Source organism: Corynebacterium sp. HMSC036D02 (assembly GCF_001836165.1).
GTDB lineage: Bacteria > Actinomycetota > Actinomycetes > Mycobacteriales > Mycobacteriaceae > Corynebacterium.
On the sequence record NZ_KV827675.1, the window covers coordinates 1 to 17732 of the forward strand.

The following is a 17732-nucleotide window of genomic DNA, read 5'->3' on the forward strand; positions in this document are numbered from 1 at the left end:
ACAAGCCAGGCAACCCGGACAAGCCAGGCACCTCGACCATCCCGAACCTCAGCAGCCTGTGGCCGCTCATCCCGCTGGTGATTATCCCGCCGGCATTGGCCCACTTCTTTAAGCTTCCGCACCTTCCGGAGCTGCCGACGAAGCCGGCCAAGCCAGTTGAGCCGCTGAAGCCTGAGGAGCCGAAGGCACCAGAGGCACCGAGCGAGGAAGCACAGCCGACGGCCGAGCAGACCCCGAGTGCTCAGCCGAGCCAGGGCAGCCAGCCAAGCGCGACCACGAGCACCCCGGCCTCTTCCAAGAGCACCTCGTCTGGCAAGCTTGCCAACACCGGTGCTAACGTCCTGGGCCTCATTGGTGTGGCGCTGGCACTCATCGCTGGTGCAGCTCTGATTCTGCGTCCTAGCCGCCGCAAGGACTCCTAAACGCTAGGTGTCCGCAGGGGCCCTTCCGGCCCCACGGCAGTGGTTGAGTAGACCACGAGTAAACGCCCGAGCAATAGCTCGGGCGTTTCTTTTTGATCAATTGCACTGCGGCAGTCGAAAAGCATTTTCGAAATTCGGGGTCATATCGAGTTAGGTCTGTCTGCTTTCGGCGTGAAGCACCACTCGACCCGAGGTGAGCAAGATTGGGGAGCTCGCTGTCCAGCTCAACGACTCTCTTAGTGCTGCCGTGGGTTCTGCCGCGATCGTCGGCAGCTGGGGCGTCATCGTGGTCGAACGCGCTGGTGGATGCGAAGACCGCTTAGAGGTTTCGCCACAGCTTTATCTCCTCGCGCAGTTCTGCCCAACATTTCGTGGATTTTCTGAGAAGAGATTCTTATGCGTGTCTCCCTTCGCGCTCACCAGGAGCCTGAATCGCTGACCACGGGCGTTCCCGGTGAGCGCCAAGGGCGAGTAGGGGAAAGCGAGGGGCGGTGGGGTGAGTGTGAAGGGCGATTGGGTGAGCGCGAAGGGCTGTTTGGTGAAAGGGGCATAGGCGCGCAGCGCGGCTGTAGTGCTCTGGTAGGGGAGGCAACCCGGGTTACACAAGCAAGAAAAGGCCCCGGCCACCACACTCGCTGTGAGTTCGTGGTGGCCGGGGCCTTGCTCGGCGCTGCGCAGTGTGCCAGCGCCTGTGGCGTTAAGCGCCTTTAGATGTCGAAGGCTTCCTCGAGCAGGTTCTTCTGCTCAATCTGGTGAACCTTCGCGTTACCGGTCGCAGTCGAGGACTGCGAGCGGCGGGATACGCGGGCCATCTCCGGCATGTCCGGGATGAGGTCGCGCAGGTGCTCGTTGTAGAACGGCCACGGGCCCTGGTTAGCCGGCTCGTCCTGCACGAAGCGAATCTGCGTTGCGTTCGGGTAAGCCTCGAAAGCCTCACGCAGGCGGTTGAACGGAATCGGGTGGAGCATCTCCACGCGCACGATGGCGATGTCATCGCGGCCATCGGCTTCCTTCTTCTTAGCCAGTTCCCAGTAGAGCTTGCCGGAGACCAGCATGATGGTCTTGACCTTGTCGGTGTCGCCGACCTTCTTGCCGTTGAGGTCCACGAAGTTCGGGTCGTTGATAACGGACTGGAACTTCTTGACCTCAGTGAAGTCCGCCACGGAGGAGGTCGCGGCCTTGTTACGCAGCATGGACTTCGGGGTGAAGACCACCAGCGGGCGCTTCATCTCACCGAGGGCCTGGCGGCGCAGCAGGTGGAAGTGGTTAGCCGGAGTGGAAGGCTGGGCCACCGTCATGGAACCCTCAGCACACAGCTGCAGGAAGCGCTCGATGCGGGCGGAGGAGTGGTCCGGGCCCTGGCCCTCGTAGCCGTGCGGCAGCAGCAGGATCAGGCTGGAGAGCTGACCCCACTTGGCCTCACCGGAGGAGACGTACTCATCGATGATGGTCTGCGCACCGTTGGCGAAGTCACCGAACTGTGCCTCCCAAGCCACGACAGCATCCGGGTTGCCCACGGTGTAGCCGTATTCGAAGCCCATGCCAGCGAACTCGGTCAGGGCCGAGTTGTAGACCATGAACTTACCGCCATTGCCCTTGGACGCGGCCAGGTGAGCAACCGGGTTGTGCTCCTCACCCGTGCGCGGGTCGAAGGCCACGGCGTGACGCTGGGTGAAGGTACCGCGGCGGGAATCCTCACCGGCCAGGCGCACAACCTTGCCGGAGTTAGCCAGGGAACCGAAGGCGATGAGCTCGCCCCAGCCCCAGTCGATGCCGCCTTCGCGCGAGGACTTCTGGCGGTCCTTGGCCACCTTGGCCACGCGCTTGTGGTACTCGAAACCCTCCGGCGGGGTGCCGTAGGCATCACCGATCTCGGCGAGCTCCTCGGCGGTGATGGAGGTGTCCAGACCACGGGTCAGCTCCTGGGAGGAGGTGATACCAGTCTGCTCCTTCGGGCCAGCCTCTTCAGCCTTCTTGTGGTCGGCGAAGACGGACTCCATCTGGTCGTGGAAGTCGCGTGCAGCTGCCTCTGCCTCTTCATCGGAGAGGTCACCGCGGCCAATGAGCTCTTCGGTGTAGCGCTCACGGACGGACTTGTGGTCGTCGATGATGTCATAAAGCCGCGGCTGAGTCATGGACGGGTCATCAGCCTCGTTGTGGCCGCGTAGGCGGTAGCAGACGAGGTCAATGAAGACGTCCTTGCCGAAGCGACGGCGGTACTCGGTCGCCAGCTTGCCCACCCAGACAACAGCCTCCGGGTTATCGCCGTTGACGTGGAAGACCGGGCAATCGAAGCCCTTAGCCAGGTCGGTGGCGTAGTGGGTGGAGCGGCCGGAATCCGGGGTGGTGGTGAAGCCCACCTGGTTGTTGACCACCACGTGGACGGTACCGCCGGTGGTGTAGCCACGCAGCTGGGAAAGGTTGATGGTCTCTTGGACCACACCCAGGCCAGTGAAGGATGCATCGCCGTGGAGCATGATCGGCACAACAGTGTGGCCCTCGGCGCCCTTGTCCAGGATGTCCTGCTTGGCGCGTGCGATACCTTCCATGACCGGGTCGACGGCCTCGAGGTGAGACGGGTTAGCGGCCAGGGTGACCTTGATTTCACCGTCACCGAACATCTGAAGGTGCTCGCCCTCTGCGCCCAGGTGGTACTTCACGTCACCGGAGCCGCCCATCTGGCCGCCCTTGTAGTTGCCGTCGAACTCGCCGAAGATATCCGCCAACGGCTTGCCCACGATGTTGAAGAGAACATTCAGGCGGCCGCGGTGCGGCATGCCGATGACAACTTCGTCGAGGTCCTGGCCAGCGGCGGTGTCCACGATGGAGTCCAGCAGGGCGATGAGGGACTCAGCGCCCTCCAGGGAGAAGCGCTTCTGGCCCACGTACTTGGTCTGCAGGAAGTTCTCAAAGGCCTCAGCGGCGTTGACCTTCTGCAGGATGTACTTCTGCTCCGAGTTGGTCGGCTTCGGCATACCGGCCTCAATCTGCTCCTGCAGCCAGCCGCGCTCATCGCGGTCGAGGATGTGGGCGTACTCGGAGCCAACCTTGAGGGTGTAGGCGGAGCGCAGGCGGGTAACCACCTCGCGCAGCGTCATGGTCTCCTTGCCACCGAAACCACCGACGTTGAAGGTGCGGTCCAGATCCCAGATGGTCAGGCCGTGGGTAGCCAGGTCCAAGTCGCGGTGATCCGGCCAGGGCAGGCCCGGCTGCTTCCAACCCAGCGGGTTGATGTCCGCCAGCAGGTGGCCACGGGAGCGGTAGGCCTCGATGTACTGCATGACGCGCGTGTTCTTGTCGACGCCCGTGTTGGGGACGTCGGCAGCCCAGCGGAAGGGCTGGTAGGGAACACCCATGGACTCGAAGAGCTCGTCCCAGAAGGCATCATCCAGAATCAGCTGGCCCACGGTGCGCAGGAATTCACCGGATTCCGCGCCCTGAATGACGCGGTGGTCATAGGTGGAGGTCAGGGTAACCAGGCGGCCGACGCCGAGGTCTGCCAGGCGGTCAGCGGAGGTGCCGGCGAACTCGGCCGGGTAGTCCATGGAGCCCACGCCGATGATGGAGCCGGAGCCCTTGGTCAGGCGGGCGATGGAGTGGCGGGTGCCGATGCCACCCGGGTTGGTCAGGTTGATGGTGACGCCGGAGAAATCATCCATCGTCAGCTTGTTCTTGCGGGAGCGGTCAACGATGTCCTGGTAGGCATCGATGAACTCGGAGAAGGTCTTGTTCTCCGCTTCCTTGATGGCAGCGACGACGAGGGCGCGGGAGCCATCCTTCTGCGGAAGGTCGATGGCCAGGCCCAGGTTGACGTGCTCCGGCTGGACAACGGTGGGCTTGCCGTCCTGAAGCTCGTAGCGCACGTTCATATCCGGGTGGATCTGAACGGCCTTGACCAGCGCGTAGCCCAGAATGTGGGTGAAGGAGATCTTGCCGCCGCGGGTGCGCTTGAGGTGATCGTTGATCATCGCGCGGTTTTCCCACATGAGCTTGACCGGGATGTCACGCACGGTGGTAGCGGTGGGGATCTCCAGGGACTCGTCCATGTTCTTGGCGATTGCCTTGAACATACCCTTGAGTACGCGGGAGCCCGGCTCCGGTGCTTCCTTGATTCGGTCCAGCGGGGACTCGGACTTCTTCTCCGTCTTCTTCGCAGCCTTCGCGGGTGCGGAGGAAGCCTTCTCCTCAGCCTGGTTCTTCTTCGGTGCAGCCTGTGCCGCGCTCTTCCTCTGGGTGGGGGTGCTGGATTGAGCGTTCGCAGCCTTGGACTGTGCGGCCGCCTTCGGTGCTCCGTTGGCCTCAAAGTACTCGCGCCACTCCTTGTCTACGGAGTTCGGGTCCTTGGAGTACTGCTGAAACTGTTCGTCAATCAGCCACGCATTCGGGCCATAGATGCTCGAGTTGCTCACGGCAGATGCTCGCCTCTTTCTGTGCTTCTAAGTTTGTCTTTATTCGACTCTAGTAGGCCAATCCACGGGTGCGAAAGGCACCCCGAAAAGTGTCTCCCCTTATGATACGGCCCTTGTAAGTTTGCCCACTATCCCGGGCGGGTTTCCCGCCTTTTACTCCCCCTGCAGGGGGGAGAGCTGGGTTCCGGCATGGTCAATAACTTGGCGGCCCAATTTACGGTTGGCGGTTGTTCCCAGCACCGCGCCTACACCCATTGGCAGCAGTTTGGATACCCATGCCCACTTGAGCTTCTTGGTGGCCTGCTTCATAAACAGCTTGGTCAGGCGTCCGTTGAGGCCGCTGAGGGTCGGACCGGAAAAACGCGAGAGGGTAGCAGCGGAGGTGACGCCAGACAGCGAGGTTGCATCCCCCACAAAGGTATCGACCAGCGCGCTGCCCTGGGAGCCGGTGAGTACCACCAAGACCAGCGCGCGGCGGCGCTCCTTATCCCGGATGTTGTCACCGCGCAGGTGCGCGGAGGCGAGGATGTACCAGGCGGCGGCTTCGAGGAAGACCAGGGATTCCGCGCCGATAATGGCCGCGCCGGTGACCAGACCGATGCCAGGGATAGCCGCGGAGGCGCCTGCGGCAGCACCGGTTCCGGTGATGATGTTCATGAAGTGCTTGTCAATGAGCTCTTGTAACTCTGCCGGGCTGGCGTCGGGGTTACGCTTCTTTACGCCCTCGACATAGTTGATGATGACGGAGGATTGGACAGAAACGATTTTGTCGATGGCCCCCAGGAATCCCTTAGTAATGCGGTTGGCCTCGTCTACCTCTAAGGTGCCCACGCCCTCTGCGGGGCCGGCTTGATCGACCAATCCTTCCCGGCGACTAACTGCTTTGCCTTTGTCGTCCTTGCCAAAGACCTTGTCCAACATTGTCTCACCTAACTTCTTTACTAAAACTGCGTGTGAATTTGAACAGTATGTTTACCACCGTATCGAAAACGTTTTATTCAGCGCGCCAGCAGGTTAGCGCATTAGGGTATGAGGCATGAGCGAGTTTGAGCCTTCCCCCTCGTGTGAGGTCAGCGCAGCTGCAGCGCGCTTGCTTGCCGAATCCCTGCATGCCCGTGCCCGCGCCGCGCAGGAGGCGGCACGCACCGCGCTTGCCGACGATCTCACGGTGCTCACCACAGGAGGTTGGGTGCGCGGTTGCATCGAGGAGGACTTGCGTCCGGACCGCCCGATTTCCGCGCCGGTGCGCTCGTGGCGCGGTATCCCTTTTGGCGCGGATACCTCGGGTGCCAACCGTTTCATGGAGCCGCGGCCTGCCCCGGCCTGGGAAGGAATCCGAGATTGCCGCGAGTTCGGACACGTGGCCCCGCAGCCGGTGTACTCCTGGACCGACCGCATCGAGGGCTCAGAAGATTGCCTGACCCTCGATGTTGTCCGGCCGCACCATTCGGGTTCGCCCGATACATCATCGGGTTCTAAGGCAGGGGAGAAGCTGCCCGTCGTGGTGTATTTGCATGGCGGCAGTTTCATTGTGGGTTCTTCCCACATGCTGATGCTGCGCGGCTTCGAGTTCGCAGCCCAGATGGACGTTGTCTATGTTTCGGTGAACTTCCGGTTGGGCGCCTTGGGCTATCTCGACGTCCGCAGTCTTGGCGGTGCGGCTTGCGCCAACCCGGCTGTGGCAGATCAGGTCTTAGCGTTGGAGTGGGTGCGCGAGAACATCGCGGCCTTCGGCGGGGACCCAGATAACGTCACGCTCATGGGGGAATCCGCCGGCGGCGCGGCGGTCCTGACACTCATGGCGGTGCCGCGCGCCGAGGGTCTGTTTCACCGCGCGATTGCGCAGTCACCGCCGATAGGCATGATTCATTCGCGGGCGCAGTCGGTGTTTTGGGCCCGCGAGCTGGTTCACAAGATGGCCTTGCCGCGCGATACCACCGCGGATGACCTGCGTCGGGAGGATTTCGCGGACTTGGTGCGCTCCGGTCAGTCCATGATGTGGCGCGCGGGCGAGTTGCTGTACCTGAACTCCTGCTACGCGCCGACTGTCGACGGTGACCTCATCCCGCAACATCCCATCGAAGCCTTTGAGGACGGCAACCAACACCCGGTGCCGCTGCTGGTGGGAACCAACTCCGGTGAGGCCAGCTTTGGAAAGTTCCTCTTCCAACGCCAGAGTGCCCGGGAGCGCGCGGCCCTGCGGCTTTTGGCCTCTTTTGATCCGGAGAGCGCACCGGACGTCATTGCGGCCTACGGCGGTGCGGTCTCGCGCCGCGACTTTGGGGACCTGCTTACCGACGCCCTCTTCTGGGCCCCCACCGTCCGCGTGGCCTCCGAACACGCGCGGCGCTATCCGACGTGGATGTACCGCTTCGACTTCGCGCCGGCAGCACTGCGCTGGTTGGGCTTGGGGGCGATGCATTCGATGGAGCTCTCCAATATCTTTGGCGATCCGGGAGCATCGCGCGTCTCCTTCCTGAACAGCATTGCCAAGCCCGCCGAAATGGAGGACGTGACCGAGACCATGCAGGCGCAGTGGGGCGAGTTCATTCGGGACGGCGCACCTCTAGAAAACTGGCCGCAATATCGCGCCCCGCAGCGCTCGACCATGGTTTTCGATGTGGAGCCGCGCGTGGAGGAGGCGCCGATGGAGGGGCGTCGCCAAGCATGGGAGGCCTACGACATGTTGGAGTGGGGCACCGGGCGTCCGGAGATTCTGAAGGAACTGGGATTCCTGCTCGATGAGGAGAGCTATTGACGGGGATCGCAGGTAAGATGTGTGGGGCCTTGGCAGCAGCCCGGGTGAGACTCCCACATGGACGGATGTTAATCACATGAGCTTTTTTGAAGATATCGCCTCTGCGCTGGACGGGGAGGGCATTGAGTCCCGCGTCAACGACGATGTGATGTTCGTGCCCATCACCTCCGATTTGGAAATCCAGTTTGTGGAAATTGACCCCATCCTGCCGGCGGCCAACGTTTACATTGCCGCAGCCGATGTGGATGAAGACGATGAAGACTTCGAGGCCGTTTTAGTTTCCGTGGCGTTCTCTGTAGAGGATGCAGTCGAGGCTGTGTCGCGTCACATCGCCACCGACCAGGTGGTGACGGTGCTGCGTGACCTGCTGGAGGGCACCGATGAACGCATCGCTGAGTTGGAGTTTCTCCAGGATGAGTTCAACCCGAACCTCGTCGTGGCGGAGGTGGCCAACGACTCGGAGCTGCGCGTGCTGGTGGAAACCATCGACGGTGTCCCGAGCGCAATCGTGCGTTTCCTCTCCTTCGACTTCGATGAGGAAGAGCTCGATGAGCTAGAGGATGAGGCAATCAGCAAGCTCTGGGAGATCGGTACCCCGGAGGACATGAGCGAGGAAGAGCGCGTTGCCATCTTCGGTGATGCGGAAGACGAGGAGGGCGGGCTAGCCCCCATCATCGAGGTTCCCGCCGAGGCTCTCGAACTGGGCACCTACACCGACTTCGACCGTCTCTTTGACGTGCTGAGCCTGGTTTCTGATCAAGCCCTGGACTGGGAAGCCCAGCTGGTTAGCATCGATGACTCCGACTTCGACGAGCCCGAGGTCTATGACATCTTCGGCGCCGATGACGATGACGATGATGACGTTCTCTTCGACGACGTTGATGACGATGACGATGATTACGACGAGGACGAAACAGAGGACGCCGATAGCGACGGTGACTCCGGGGACTAAAAGCTCCCAGGGTAGGGTAAGTGCGTACTTTTCCCTACGTTAATGAGGAGCGACGAAAACACATGCCGGACAAGAAGGCATCTCGGAGTCAACGTCTGTGTGTTGGCTCCGCACTAGTGTGCGCGGCTCTGGCCTGGGTCCTGTTGCTGAATTCGAACTACGGTAGCGGGGACTATGTTTTTGGCTCCGTGCTCTCCAGCAGTGTGTGGTGCCTGACCCTGCTCGGCGCCCTTCTCTTCCTTGCCGCACAGTGGCGTTCTTTGGGTCATCACGCATTGCTTAACCCGTTGCTGGCGGTGGCAGTGAACCTTGTGTTCTCCTCGTTGATCTTTAACGTGAATATTCCCTTGTACCTGGACATGATGGGCACGGCATTCGTGGCAATTGTCTACGGACCCGTCTTGGGGATGGGAACGGCGCTCTTGACTGCGTGCTTGGCCAGCATCAACAACCCGCTGCTTTTGGTGTACCTCCCGGTGGCCGTGGTGGTGGCCTACCTATTTGGTTGGCTGGCACGTCGTGGTGCCTTTAAGCGGATGTTGGTCATGATGCTCACCGGCGCCGGTGTGGGTGTAGTCGCCGGGCTATTGACCACGATGTGTACCTTGCTCCTGCCCAGTGAGTATGGGCAAAGCGGACCCATCAAGCTCATGGCGCTGTGGGAGCTAATTTTGCATGACGGGCGCCTGGCGGTTCTTTTGCAGAGTCTGAGCTCCGACGTGATTGATAAGACATTCACGGCCCTCGTCGTCTGCGTAGCTATTCGCTTGGCGCCGCAGCCCATCCTCCGTCTATATGACTACCCGGAGACACGCCGATCCCGTGCCCGTGTCTTAACGGAGGACAGGTTCTCGATTTCTCTTGATGAGGAACCACCCCGCAACCTCTTGGGCCGGATGCAGCGCTACTTCTAAAAGATTCACGAGCTTTAAAAGCTGCGCAGTTCCACCCACTCGGAACACACCCACATGGGACAGGAGCTAAGTAGGTACTAGGCAGCCTGGCTGAATCCTTCGAAGAGGGAGAGCGGTGAATGCACCGGGGTATAGGTGCTATCCACCAGCCACACAAACGTCGCCGCACTGCTGCTGGATATCTCATGCACCGCGGAGACAAGCTCCTCTGGGACCAGTGCCCGCACCCAGGCTTCCGCTAACGAGGGCGCGACGGGACGTCCGGTCGGATCGGTGATGCGCACGGTAATGAGATAAGCAGGCACGCGCTTTTCTCCATAGCCCAGCACACGGGCCTTGGCCCGCTCGCCCACGCGGTGGCGTGAAACAGTAAACGTCAGCGGTAGCGATTCGCCGCCCTCTATGTCCACTGGTGGCAACACCTTCGATGGTGGACGCCACTGCGGCGTGGGCCGCGCGAGCGAGCGTGGGTGGCGGATGATGCTCTCGATGGAGCGAAGCGTTTCATGGTGGTGGTAGAGGATCTCCGCGGTGAGCTCACCGCGGCTGAGCGTGGACGGGGACTGAACGGATTGGTAAATGCTGCTGTAGTTCTTCATGGCCCACACACTAGAAAACCGAGCGGACATTCCCTCCACGAGTATCGAACACGTGTGCGACGATTTGGCGGAGTGGGATACAGTGAGTGGCGATATGAAAAATAATGCTGCGCCGCAGGTTAAAATCCCGCGGGAAATTTGGGTCATGGTCACCGCCGGGTTCATCATTGCCTTGGGGTACGGACTCATTGCACCGCTGCTGCCGCAGTTCATCGTCAGCTTCGACGTCTCAATGGCCGCAGCAGGCCTCGTTGTCTCCGTCTTTTCCGCCAGCCGCCTCATCTTCGCTCCGGCCGCTGGGTTCCTCATCGACCGTGTGGGCACGCGCCGCGTCTACGTGACGGGTCTCTTCACCGTTGCGGTGACGACCGGCCTGGTGGGCGTGGCGCAGGAATACTGGCAGATCGTCGCGCTGCGCACTATCGCCGGCATTGGTTCGACGATGTTCACTGTCGCGGCGATGGGGCTCATTGTGCGTCTGGCGCCGCCCAGCATTCGCGGACGGTGTTCGGCCACTTATGCCACGTCTTTCCTGCTTGGTAACGTAATTGGCCCGCTCGTGGGCGCAAGCCTCTCCTTCTTAGGATTCCGCTGGCCCTTCTTCATCTACGGCGTCGGCGTGGCCATCGCCGCACTCGTTGTGTGGATCCTTATGCCCTCGGTCAACGAGGCCGATGAACGTCGGCGTCACCTAACACCAATGCGCTTGGAGGAAGCCTGGGCGGATACTGCATACCGCGCAGTGCTGACGTCGAACTTCGCCCAGGGCTGGATCAACATGGGCGTGCGCGTGGCGGTCCTCCCGCTGTTCGCGGCCGCCATCTTCGCCAACGGCGCATCCACATCCGGCGTTGCGCTAGCGGCCTTTGCCGCAGGCAACGCCATTGTCTTGCAGTTCTCCGGCTCCTGGTCGGACCGCGTGGGGCGCCGCCCGCTCATCGTTGCGGGGCTCGTGGGTTCCGCTCTGTTCGTGGGCACGCTGGGCTTGGCGACGAACATCGTCTCCCTCCTCATCCTCTCCGCCCTGTCAGGCGCGGCGTCAGGCCTTATTGCCCCCTCACAGCAAGCAGCCGTGGCGGATATCGTCGGCTCGCAGCGCTCGGGCGGCCAGGTGTTATCAACTTTTCAGATGGCTGGTGACTTCGGGCAAATTCTGGGCCCCATCGTCATTGGACTGCTGGCGGATAAGTACGGGTTTGAGACTGCCTTTGGCTTCTGTGCAGTAGTGGCTGCAGTTGGCGTCGTGGCGTGGGTTTTCGGCCGCGACACCTTGGGGGAGAGAACAGGTATTCTGCGCGGCCTGCGCCGCCGCTACCGCCCACGGCGGTAATGGGCAAAAACTGGAAGACTCCGTCGGTAGTTTTCTGACGGAGTCTTCAGGGCTGTTAAGTCCTAGTGGGTGCGGCGCGCTTTCTTGCTACACGCAGCCCATCGCGGGGTGGTGCCAGTTTTGAAGCTACGCTCCCGAAAGCGCGTAAAGCCATAGACGGAAGTTTCAGACCCGTTATCTGGGCGGCTCCACCTCTTTCGGCTTCGCTCACTCGCGGCTCCCATAACCGTCCTCCACACTTCCGCACCAAGGCATTAGAGACTGAACTTTTCTTAATCTGCTAAGGAAATCTTAAAGTGGGTTAGTTGGGGGTGTCAACTTCATTATTTATATTTATGTGAGACTTAAGCCACAGTGCGTCCAGCGGCATAAAGCTGTTTAGGCATGTCACGGCGAAGGCTCCACTCAAACTGGATGGGCTTCTCGCCCCTATGCGTAACGTAGTCGACATTGCCGAGGAAGGTGTATGCCGATGCAGTGTCCACCTTGTTCCTCTTGTTGAAGCGCGTAGCAATGATGATGTTGCCGTTGAGCTCATGATGGTGGATGTAGCGCCGTGCCATCGCGGACTTGAGTGACGTGGTGGATTGGGATTCCCAGTGCAAGCGATCCGGTGCCAGTGGGTAGTCGCGGTAGTTTGTGGAAGCACTGACACTCTCGTCTTTTTGGAAGGTGACCAGGAAGAGGTCGGTGTTTGATGCGTCGAAGCGCCGTACACCTTCGCGCGGCAGATTTGCCAATTTGCGCAACGGGCCATCGTCCAAAGCTCCAACGAGCTCGGCAAGACTGTAGTCGGCGTGAGTTTCCAAGACGCTGTTCGTTGACTTCTCTGGAATGACGCGGGAGCGGTCGAGCGTGAGCTGCATGATCTGCGTTACCTCAGCGATGAAGGAAGGGCAGGCACGGATGATGCGCAGGGCCTCATCGAGGGATTCCGGCACCGTCGTATTTGAGTTAGCCCACAGCGCCAACACGAGCATGGTGGCATATCGGGTTTGCTCGGGAGTCATTTCCTTCTCGTTGGGACCGTCCGGAGAAACAAGGAGGCTATAGGCCGCTACGCGGCGAGGGTCATTGATGTGCAACAGTACGCGGATTCGGCTGAGAAGGAATTCTTCGTGCTCGTTTGCGGGGCTGGAGGGCAGTAGCTTTTCGTCGCGCAGCAGCGTGGTCCACGTAATGCCCTTGCGGCGGTAGATATCTTCCACAGGAACACCGGAGCTATTAATGAAACTAGCGAGATCGGTTGTGCCGTAATCAGAAATGAGCGCTCGTATCTTCTTAACGGAGTTACGGGCCAAGCGCTTGATGTTCTTGAGAACGCGCTCGGTCGTTACACGGTCCAAGGTGATGTTGGAGCCCGGCGGAGCAGTGGGGAAACCTTGCTCTACCTCCTTGGCGAGGTTCTTTCCGCGAGCGGCGGTAAGCACCTTGAAGCGCTCTTCGAAATCGAATTCCTCGTGCTGGAGGCCCAAGAAATCAAAGACGGTGCAGGCATTCTTTCCCTCGTGGAGACGCAGACCTCGACCAAGCTGTTGGACGAAAAGCACCGGGCTTTGCGTCGGACGCAGAAGCAGCAGCGTATTGATCGATGGAATGTCGACGCCTTCGTTGAAAATATCGACCGCGAAGATAATCTTGATAGTGCCTTCGCGAAGCTGCTCGATGGCGCGACGACGCTCATCAACGTTGAGCCTGCTGCTGACCGCTAGGGCAGGGATGCCGAAAAGGTTGAACTGCTCCGCCATGTATTCGGCGTGGGCGATGGTCACGCAGAAGCCAAGGGCTTTCATTTCGGAGAGATCGAAGATGCGACGGTTGAGCTCATTGATGATGAACCTGGTGCGCTTCTCTCCGGCCTTGAGATAAAACTCGCTCAGCTCCGAAGCTTGGTAGTCCTTCTTTCCACGGTTCCAGGTTAGGCTCGTCAGGTCGGTATCATCGTCGACTCCGTAGTAGTGCAACGGTGCGAGGAGCTGGAGGCGCAACGCATCCCAGAGGCGAAGCTCATGGGCCACGCGGTAGTCGAAATACTTCTGGACGTTCTCGCCGTTACCGCGCTCGGGTGTGGCTGTCAGTCCGAGGAGTTCACGTGGTTGCAGGTAGTCCAAAACAGCGCGGTACGTCGCGGCCTCGGCGTGGTGGAACTCATCAATGACGACGACCTCAAAATGGTCTGGCGCAATCTGGGCTAGGCGCTTGCCATGCAGAGACTGGATGCTCGCGAAGACATGGTCCCACTGGGCGGGTTGCTCACCGCTTAGGAGGAGCTCGCCAAAGCCAGCAGTACGAAGAACCTCGCGGTACGTTCGCTGGGCCTGGGTGAGAATTTCGCGCCGGTGGGCAATGAAAAGTAGTCGTGGCCTGCGCCCCAGCTTCTCGCACAGGCGGCGGTAGTCCAATGCGGCCACGACCGTCTTGCCTGTACCGGTGGCGGCAATGAGGAGGTTGCGGTGACGATCGTGAACTTCGCGCTCGGACTCTAAAGCTTCGAGCATCTCTTCTTGGTAGGGGTAGGGCTCGACGCGAAGGCCAGATAGCTCGAGCTTTTCGCCGGGCTTTGATTCGAGGAACTTGGCGCTGCCGAGAGCCTCCTTGAGGCGCGCGTAGTCCTTCCCCGGAACAAAGGTTTTGAAGTGATTGTCGTACCAATAGCTATCGAAGGTCTTGATGAACTTCTCAATGATCTCCGGCGTGGAGGAACGAGAGCCCCGGACGTTCCATTCCCAGCCATCAACTAGCGCTGAGCGCGAGAGGTTCGAGCTGCCGATGAAGGCGGTGTCAAAACCAGACTGGCGCCGAAAGAGCCAGGCCTTGGCATGCAAGCGTGTGCTCTTGTGCTCATAGCAAATGCGGACTTCAGCACCGTAGTCTTCCACTAGGCGGCGCACTGCGGCTGCTTCGGTCGCCCCGCAGTACGTCGAGGTGATGACGCGCAGCGGGATCTGGCGATCCCTGAGGTACTCCAATTCATCGCTGATGACCGCAATGCCTGAAGTCTTGATGAAAGCGCACAGTAGATCGACGGAGTCGGCCGTTCGGATCTCGCGGGCAATCTCGACCGACATATTGGTATCGTCCACGCTGTTGGTAAACAAGGCACTGGAGTTGAGCGAGACTTCCGGAAGCTCTGGTGGCTCTTCATGCTCTGATCGATAGATGGCGTAGAGCAGCTGTTCTGCGGAGATGGACTCATCTGCACCAAGATGTTGTGCTAGCGCATTGATGAGGGCAACGCGGTCTTCCGCCTTCGTCATCTCGGTGAGTTTTTGTTCAAGTGCTTTGGCGAAATGCTGGGACACTGCCGCCGCGAACCGCGGGTCTACGTCCTTCTTGGATTCGTGTGCGATGCCCAGTGCAGCAGTGGGGCGAGCCTTCTTTGTTTCTTCGATTCGCTCCTGAATACGAGCGGTGACCGGGGTTTCGTAGATGCCGAAGGGCAGGATGGATTCGGAGCTCATAGGCGCGAAGAAATGAGTTTGACGGCGGGGATGTCTGCGGGAGCCCAGTCGAGTTCCCGTGCCGTGGCAGGGGTTACCCAACGCGTCTCGTCGTGATCACTAAGGGTTAGTTCACCGGACTCGATGCGGCACAGAAACGTCGTAAGCTCGATGGTGGCGAAGTCGTACTCATAGACCGTCGTGGTGACCTCGTCACCAACGGTTGCGGTTACGGAAAGCTCTTCCTTGATCTCACGCGCGAGCGCCTGCTCCGGGGTTTCGCCCGATTCAATTTTGCCACCCGGAAATTCCCACATGCCGGCTAGGGACTTTCCTGCAGCTTTGCGGCAAGCTAGGAATCGATTGCCGTCGACGAAGACGGCTCCGACAACACGAATCGGTGAACTCATGGGCACTAGTATGCCGGCTGGCCCCGGTCTTATCTAGGAATTCGCGGACGTGGTGGCAGAAAAATGCGCCGTCACAATGTCATCAATCAACCGCGCGGCCAGCTTGGCGGTGTGGTTGTCGGTGTCGAAGGTGGGGTTGAGCTCGACGACGTCGACAAGCGCCAGGCGTCCCGAGGCGGCGATGGTGAGTGCGAGTTCCCGGATGATGTTTAACGGCACGCCGAGGCCGGCGGGGGCGGAGACACCTGGTGCTTGGTCGGCAGGCAGGACATCCAAGTCGATGGAGAGGTGGATGGGCTTGGTGCCGGAGCAGATGCGCGCGACGGTGTCGCGCACCTGGGTGCGGTTCATGTTGAGCAATTCCTCGTCGAGGACGACGGTGACGCCGAGGGCGGCGGCTTCGTCGAAAAGCACCGGCGTGTTGTTGGGGCGGGAGATTCCCAGGACGGAATAGTCGAAGTCCTCGCGGCCCGCCAGGTCAGCAATCTGCTTGAACGGGGTGCCGGAGGTGGGCACGTCCGCGGTGCGGAGATCGAAATGCGCGTCCAAGTTGATGATCTGCAGAGGGCCTAGGGCGCGGAAGGCGCCGCGGTGAGAGCCGAAGGCAGTTTCATGGCCGCCGCCGAGGATGATGGGCAGGTGCCCGGCGCGTGAGAGTGATTCCACTGCGTCGGAGAGGCGCTCGTGGGAGCCCTCCAGGTCGGTGCCTTGGGTGGTGATCGTGCCGGCGTCGTACAGCGGGTGCGTATGGTGCAGCGCCAGGGAACCCAGGGCACCGCGCAGAGCGGCCGGGCCCGCAGCCGCGCCGGGGCGGCCATGGTTGCGCTCAACGCCCTCGTCGGAGGCAAAACCAAGGAGTGCGACGCCGGGTTCTGCCTGGGGCTTGGCGACGTCCAGCGGGCGAACCACGCTGTGCCACCGCGCATGCTCGGGGCCCGGGCCATCGGAGCGGCCGGACCACTCGGGGGCAGGGGAGTAGGCGGGGGCATCAACGGTGTTCATGGTTATCCTTTCGCGTCTGTTCCTTGCGGAGCTGTTCCCTGTGGGGTGCTCGCGGCGGCGGTGCGGCGGCCGGTGAGGTAGAAAATGGCGGTCATCAGGAGGATGAAGATAACGCCCGTGGCCAGTGCCGGACGGTACTGCTCCTGCCACACCATGATGCCAAAAGTGAAGATGATGAAGGCGATGGAGAAGTATTGGCCCCAGGGCCAGAAGGGGACGGTGTATTCCAGACTGGCGCGTTCTTCGGTGGGCATCTGGCGGCGGGAGGCCACGTGGGCCAGGAGGATCATCAACCACACGTAGATGGTGGCGAAGGTAGCCAGGGAAGCGATGATTTCGAAGACATTCTCCGGGATGAGCGCGTTGAGTGCGGTGCCGATGATCATGACGATAAGCAGGATGATCATGGTCATGACGGGCACACCGCGGGTCTTTTTGGCCATGACTTTTGGTGCGAGGTTCTGGCGTGCCAGGCCGGTAAGGACGTTGCCGGCGCCGAAGAGATCGGCGTTAATGGCGGAAACAGCCGCGGTGATGACGACGATGTTGAGGGCGGCCGCAGCCCAGGTGACGCCCAGGGTGGAGAAGATCTGGACGAAGGGGCTTTCCTCACCGGTGATGCTGCGCCAGGGGTTGATCATGAGGATGACCAGGATGGCTAGGACGTAGAACAGCAGGATGCGCACCGGGATGGTGTTGACGGCCTTCGGCACGGACTTGGCGGGATCTTCTGCCTCCGCACTGGCGACGCCGACGATCTCCGTGCCGCCGAAGGCGAAGAGGACCAAGATGAAGGAGGCGACCATGCCGGAGACGCCGTTGGGGAAGAAGCCGCCATCGTTGACCAGGTTGGCCGGGCCGGTGGTCTCCGCGGTGGAGAGGCCGAAGACGAGCACGGCTACGCCGCCTAGGATCATGGCGATGACGGCGCCGACCTTGACGATGGTGAAGGCGAATTCCAGCTCACCGAAGGCCTTGACAGTGGCGAGGTTGGCGCCGCCGACAAGGAGCAGTGTGGCCGCGACCCACACCCACTTGGGCGAGCCGGGGAACCAAAATTGCATGTAGACGCCGATGGCGGTGAGATCCGCGAGGGCCACGATGACCATTTCGAAGGCGAACATCCAGCCGGTGATGTAGCCGGCCCAGGGGCCTAGGAAGGTGCGGGCGTATTCGGCGAAGGAGCCGGTGACGGGGTGGTGTACGGACATCTCACCGAGTGCGCGCAGGAGGAAGTAGACCACGGCGCCGCCGAGAAGGTAGACCAAGAGCACCGAGGGGCCGGCGGCTTGGATGGCGCCGGCGGAGCCATAGAACAGGCCGGTGCCGATGGCCGAGCCCAAGGCGATGAAGTGCAGGTGCCGGTGTTTCAAGCCGGGGCGCTTGGGGGTGGTTTCTGCCACGGGGATGCGTCCTCCTCTGTCCCCTGTATGGCGCTTGGTGGTCCTGGCACCGCGCATTAAGGGGAGTAGTTGGTGCGGGTGGGTCTGGGAGTT

The 17732-nt window shown here is 61.1% G+C and carries 12 protein-coding genes; 5 read left to right on the forward strand and 7 right to left on the reverse strand.

Features of this window, described 5'->3' with window-relative positions:
* A partial coding sequence (locus HMPREF2743_RS05020; RefSeq protein ID WP_141761396.1) for an LPXTG cell wall anchor domain-containing protein occupies positions 1-422 on the forward strand: 422 nt, incomplete at its 5' end.
* Between the two features lie 707 nt (positions 423-1129).
* Here HMPREF2743_RS05020 and HMPREF2743_RS05025 read toward each other — a convergent pair.
* Positions 1130-4831 carry a multifunctional oxoglutarate decarboxylase/oxoglutarate dehydrogenase thiamine pyrophosphate-binding subunit/dihydrolipoyllysine-residue succinyltransferase subunit gene (locus HMPREF2743_RS05025; RefSeq protein WP_070528925.1) on the reverse strand — a complete coding sequence of 1234 codons (3702 nt, stop codon included), beginning with the start codon at positions 4829-4831 and terminating at the stop codon, positions 1130-1132.
* Between the two features lie 153 nt (positions 4832-4984).
* Complete coding sequence (locus HMPREF2743_RS05030) at positions 4985-5752, reverse strand: hypothetical protein (RefSeq protein ID WP_070743913.1); 768 nt, start codon at positions 5750-5752, stop codon at positions 4985-4987.
* Positions 5753-5867: 115 nt separating this feature from the next.
* Here HMPREF2743_RS05030 and HMPREF2743_RS05035 point away from each other — a divergent pair, with 115 nt between their 5' ends.
* The 3 genes from HMPREF2743_RS05035 to HMPREF2743_RS05045 all read left to right on the forward strand — a co-directional run bounded on the left by HMPREF2743_RS05035 (position 5868) and on the right by HMPREF2743_RS05045 (position 9455).
* Entirely contained in the window at positions 5868-7589 is a 1722-nt protein-coding gene (locus HMPREF2743_RS05035; protein ID WP_070818315.1) for a carboxylesterase/lipase family protein, read from the forward strand.
* Between the two features lie 76 nt (positions 7590-7665).
* A complete protein-coding gene (locus HMPREF2743_RS05040; protein ID WP_070528915.1) occupies positions 7666-8541 on the forward strand; it encodes a DNA primase in 876 nt (291 codons plus the stop codon).
* Between the two features lie 62 nt (positions 8542-8603).
* Positions 8604-9455: a hypothetical protein gene (locus tag HMPREF2743_RS05045; protein ID WP_070818316.1), complete on the forward strand. Its 852-nt coding sequence runs from the start codon at positions 8604-8606 to the stop codon at positions 9453-9455.
* Positions 9456-9532: 77 nt separating this feature from the next.
* On the opposite strand, the gene HMPREF2743_RS12925 is transcribed toward HMPREF2743_RS05045, so the two are convergent.
* Complete coding sequence (locus tag HMPREF2743_RS12925) at positions 9533-10054, reverse strand: hypothetical protein (RefSeq protein WP_246824467.1); 522 nt, start codon at positions 10052-10054, stop codon at positions 9533-9535.
* Between the two features lie 94 nt (positions 10055-10148).
* Here HMPREF2743_RS12925 and HMPREF2743_RS05055 point away from each other — a divergent pair, with 94 nt between their 5' ends.
* Positions 10149-11384, forward strand: coding sequence for an MFS transporter (locus HMPREF2743_RS05055; protein ID WP_070529501.1), 1236 nt, complete (start codon positions 10149-10151; stop codon positions 11382-11384).
* A gap of 344 nt (positions 11385-11728) precedes the next feature.
* On the opposite strand, the gene HMPREF2743_RS05060 is transcribed toward HMPREF2743_RS05055, so the two are convergent.
* The 4 genes from HMPREF2743_RS05060 to HMPREF2743_RS05075 are packed head-to-tail and all read right to left on the reverse strand — an operon-like array spanning position 11729 to position 17639.
* Positions 11729-14845, reverse strand: a complete 3117-nt coding sequence (locus HMPREF2743_RS05060; protein ID WP_070818317.1) for a DUF3427 domain-containing protein — start codon at positions 14843-14845, stop codon at positions 11729-11731.
* Positions 14842-15234, reverse strand: coding sequence for a (deoxy)nucleoside triphosphate pyrophosphohydrolase (locus HMPREF2743_RS05065; protein ID WP_070528905.1), 393 nt, complete (start codon positions 15232-15234; stop codon positions 14842-14844). The genes HMPREF2743_RS05060 and HMPREF2743_RS05065 overlap by 4 nt, the downstream gene beginning before the upstream one ends.
* 33 nt (positions 15235-15267) lie before the next feature.
* Complete coding sequence (hutG, locus tag HMPREF2743_RS05070) at positions 15268-16236, reverse strand: formimidoylglutamase (protein WP_070818318.1); 969 nt, start codon at positions 16234-16236, stop codon at positions 15268-15270.
* Positions 16237-16238: 2 nt separating this feature from the next.
* Positions 16239-17639: an amino acid permease gene (locus HMPREF2743_RS05075; RefSeq protein ID WP_070528899.1), complete on the reverse strand. Its 1401-nt coding sequence runs from the start codon at positions 17637-17639 to the stop codon at positions 16239-16241.
* Positions 17640-17732: the final 93 nt, after the last annotated feature.

What these genes read in the sequence shown, in the direction of transcription:
- HMPREF2743_RS05030 (WP_070743913.1), bottom strand. Translation starts at nt 5,752, where the DNA reads ATGTTGGACAAGGTCTTTGGCAAGGACGACAAAGGCAAAGCAGTTAGT.
- HMPREF2743_RS05035 (WP_070818315.1), top strand. Translation starts at nt 5,868, where the DNA reads ATGAGCGAGTTTGAGCCTTCCCCCTCGTGTGAGGTCAGCGCAGCTGCA.
- HMPREF2743_RS05040 (WP_070528915.1), top strand. Translation starts at nt 7,666, where the DNA reads ATGAGCTTTTTTGAAGATATCGCCTCTGCGCTGGACGGGGAGGGCATT.
- HMPREF2743_RS05045 (WP_070818316.1), top strand. Translation starts at nt 8,604, where the DNA reads ATGCCGGACAAGAAGGCATCTCGGAGTCAACGTCTGTGTGTTGGCTCC.
- HMPREF2743_RS12925 (WP_246824467.1), bottom strand. Translation starts at nt 10,054, where the DNA reads ATGAAGAACTACAGCAGCATTTACCAATCCGTTCAGTCCCCGTCCACG.
- HMPREF2743_RS05055 (WP_070529501.1), top strand. Translation starts at nt 10,149, where the DNA reads ATGAAAAATAATGCTGCGCCGCAGGTTAAAATCCCGCGGGAAATTTGG.
- HMPREF2743_RS05060 (WP_070818317.1), bottom strand. Translation starts at nt 14,845, where the DNA reads ATGAGCTCCGAATCCATCCTGCCCTTCGGCATCTACGAAACCCCGGTC.
- HMPREF2743_RS05065 (WP_070528905.1), bottom strand. Translation starts at nt 15,234, where the DNA reads ATGAGTTCACCGATTCGTGTTGTCGGAGCCGTCTTCGTCGACGGCAAT.
- hutG (WP_070818318.1), bottom strand. Translation starts at nt 16,236, where the DNA reads ATGAACACCGTTGATGCCCCCGCCTACTCCCCTGCCCCCGAGTGGTCC.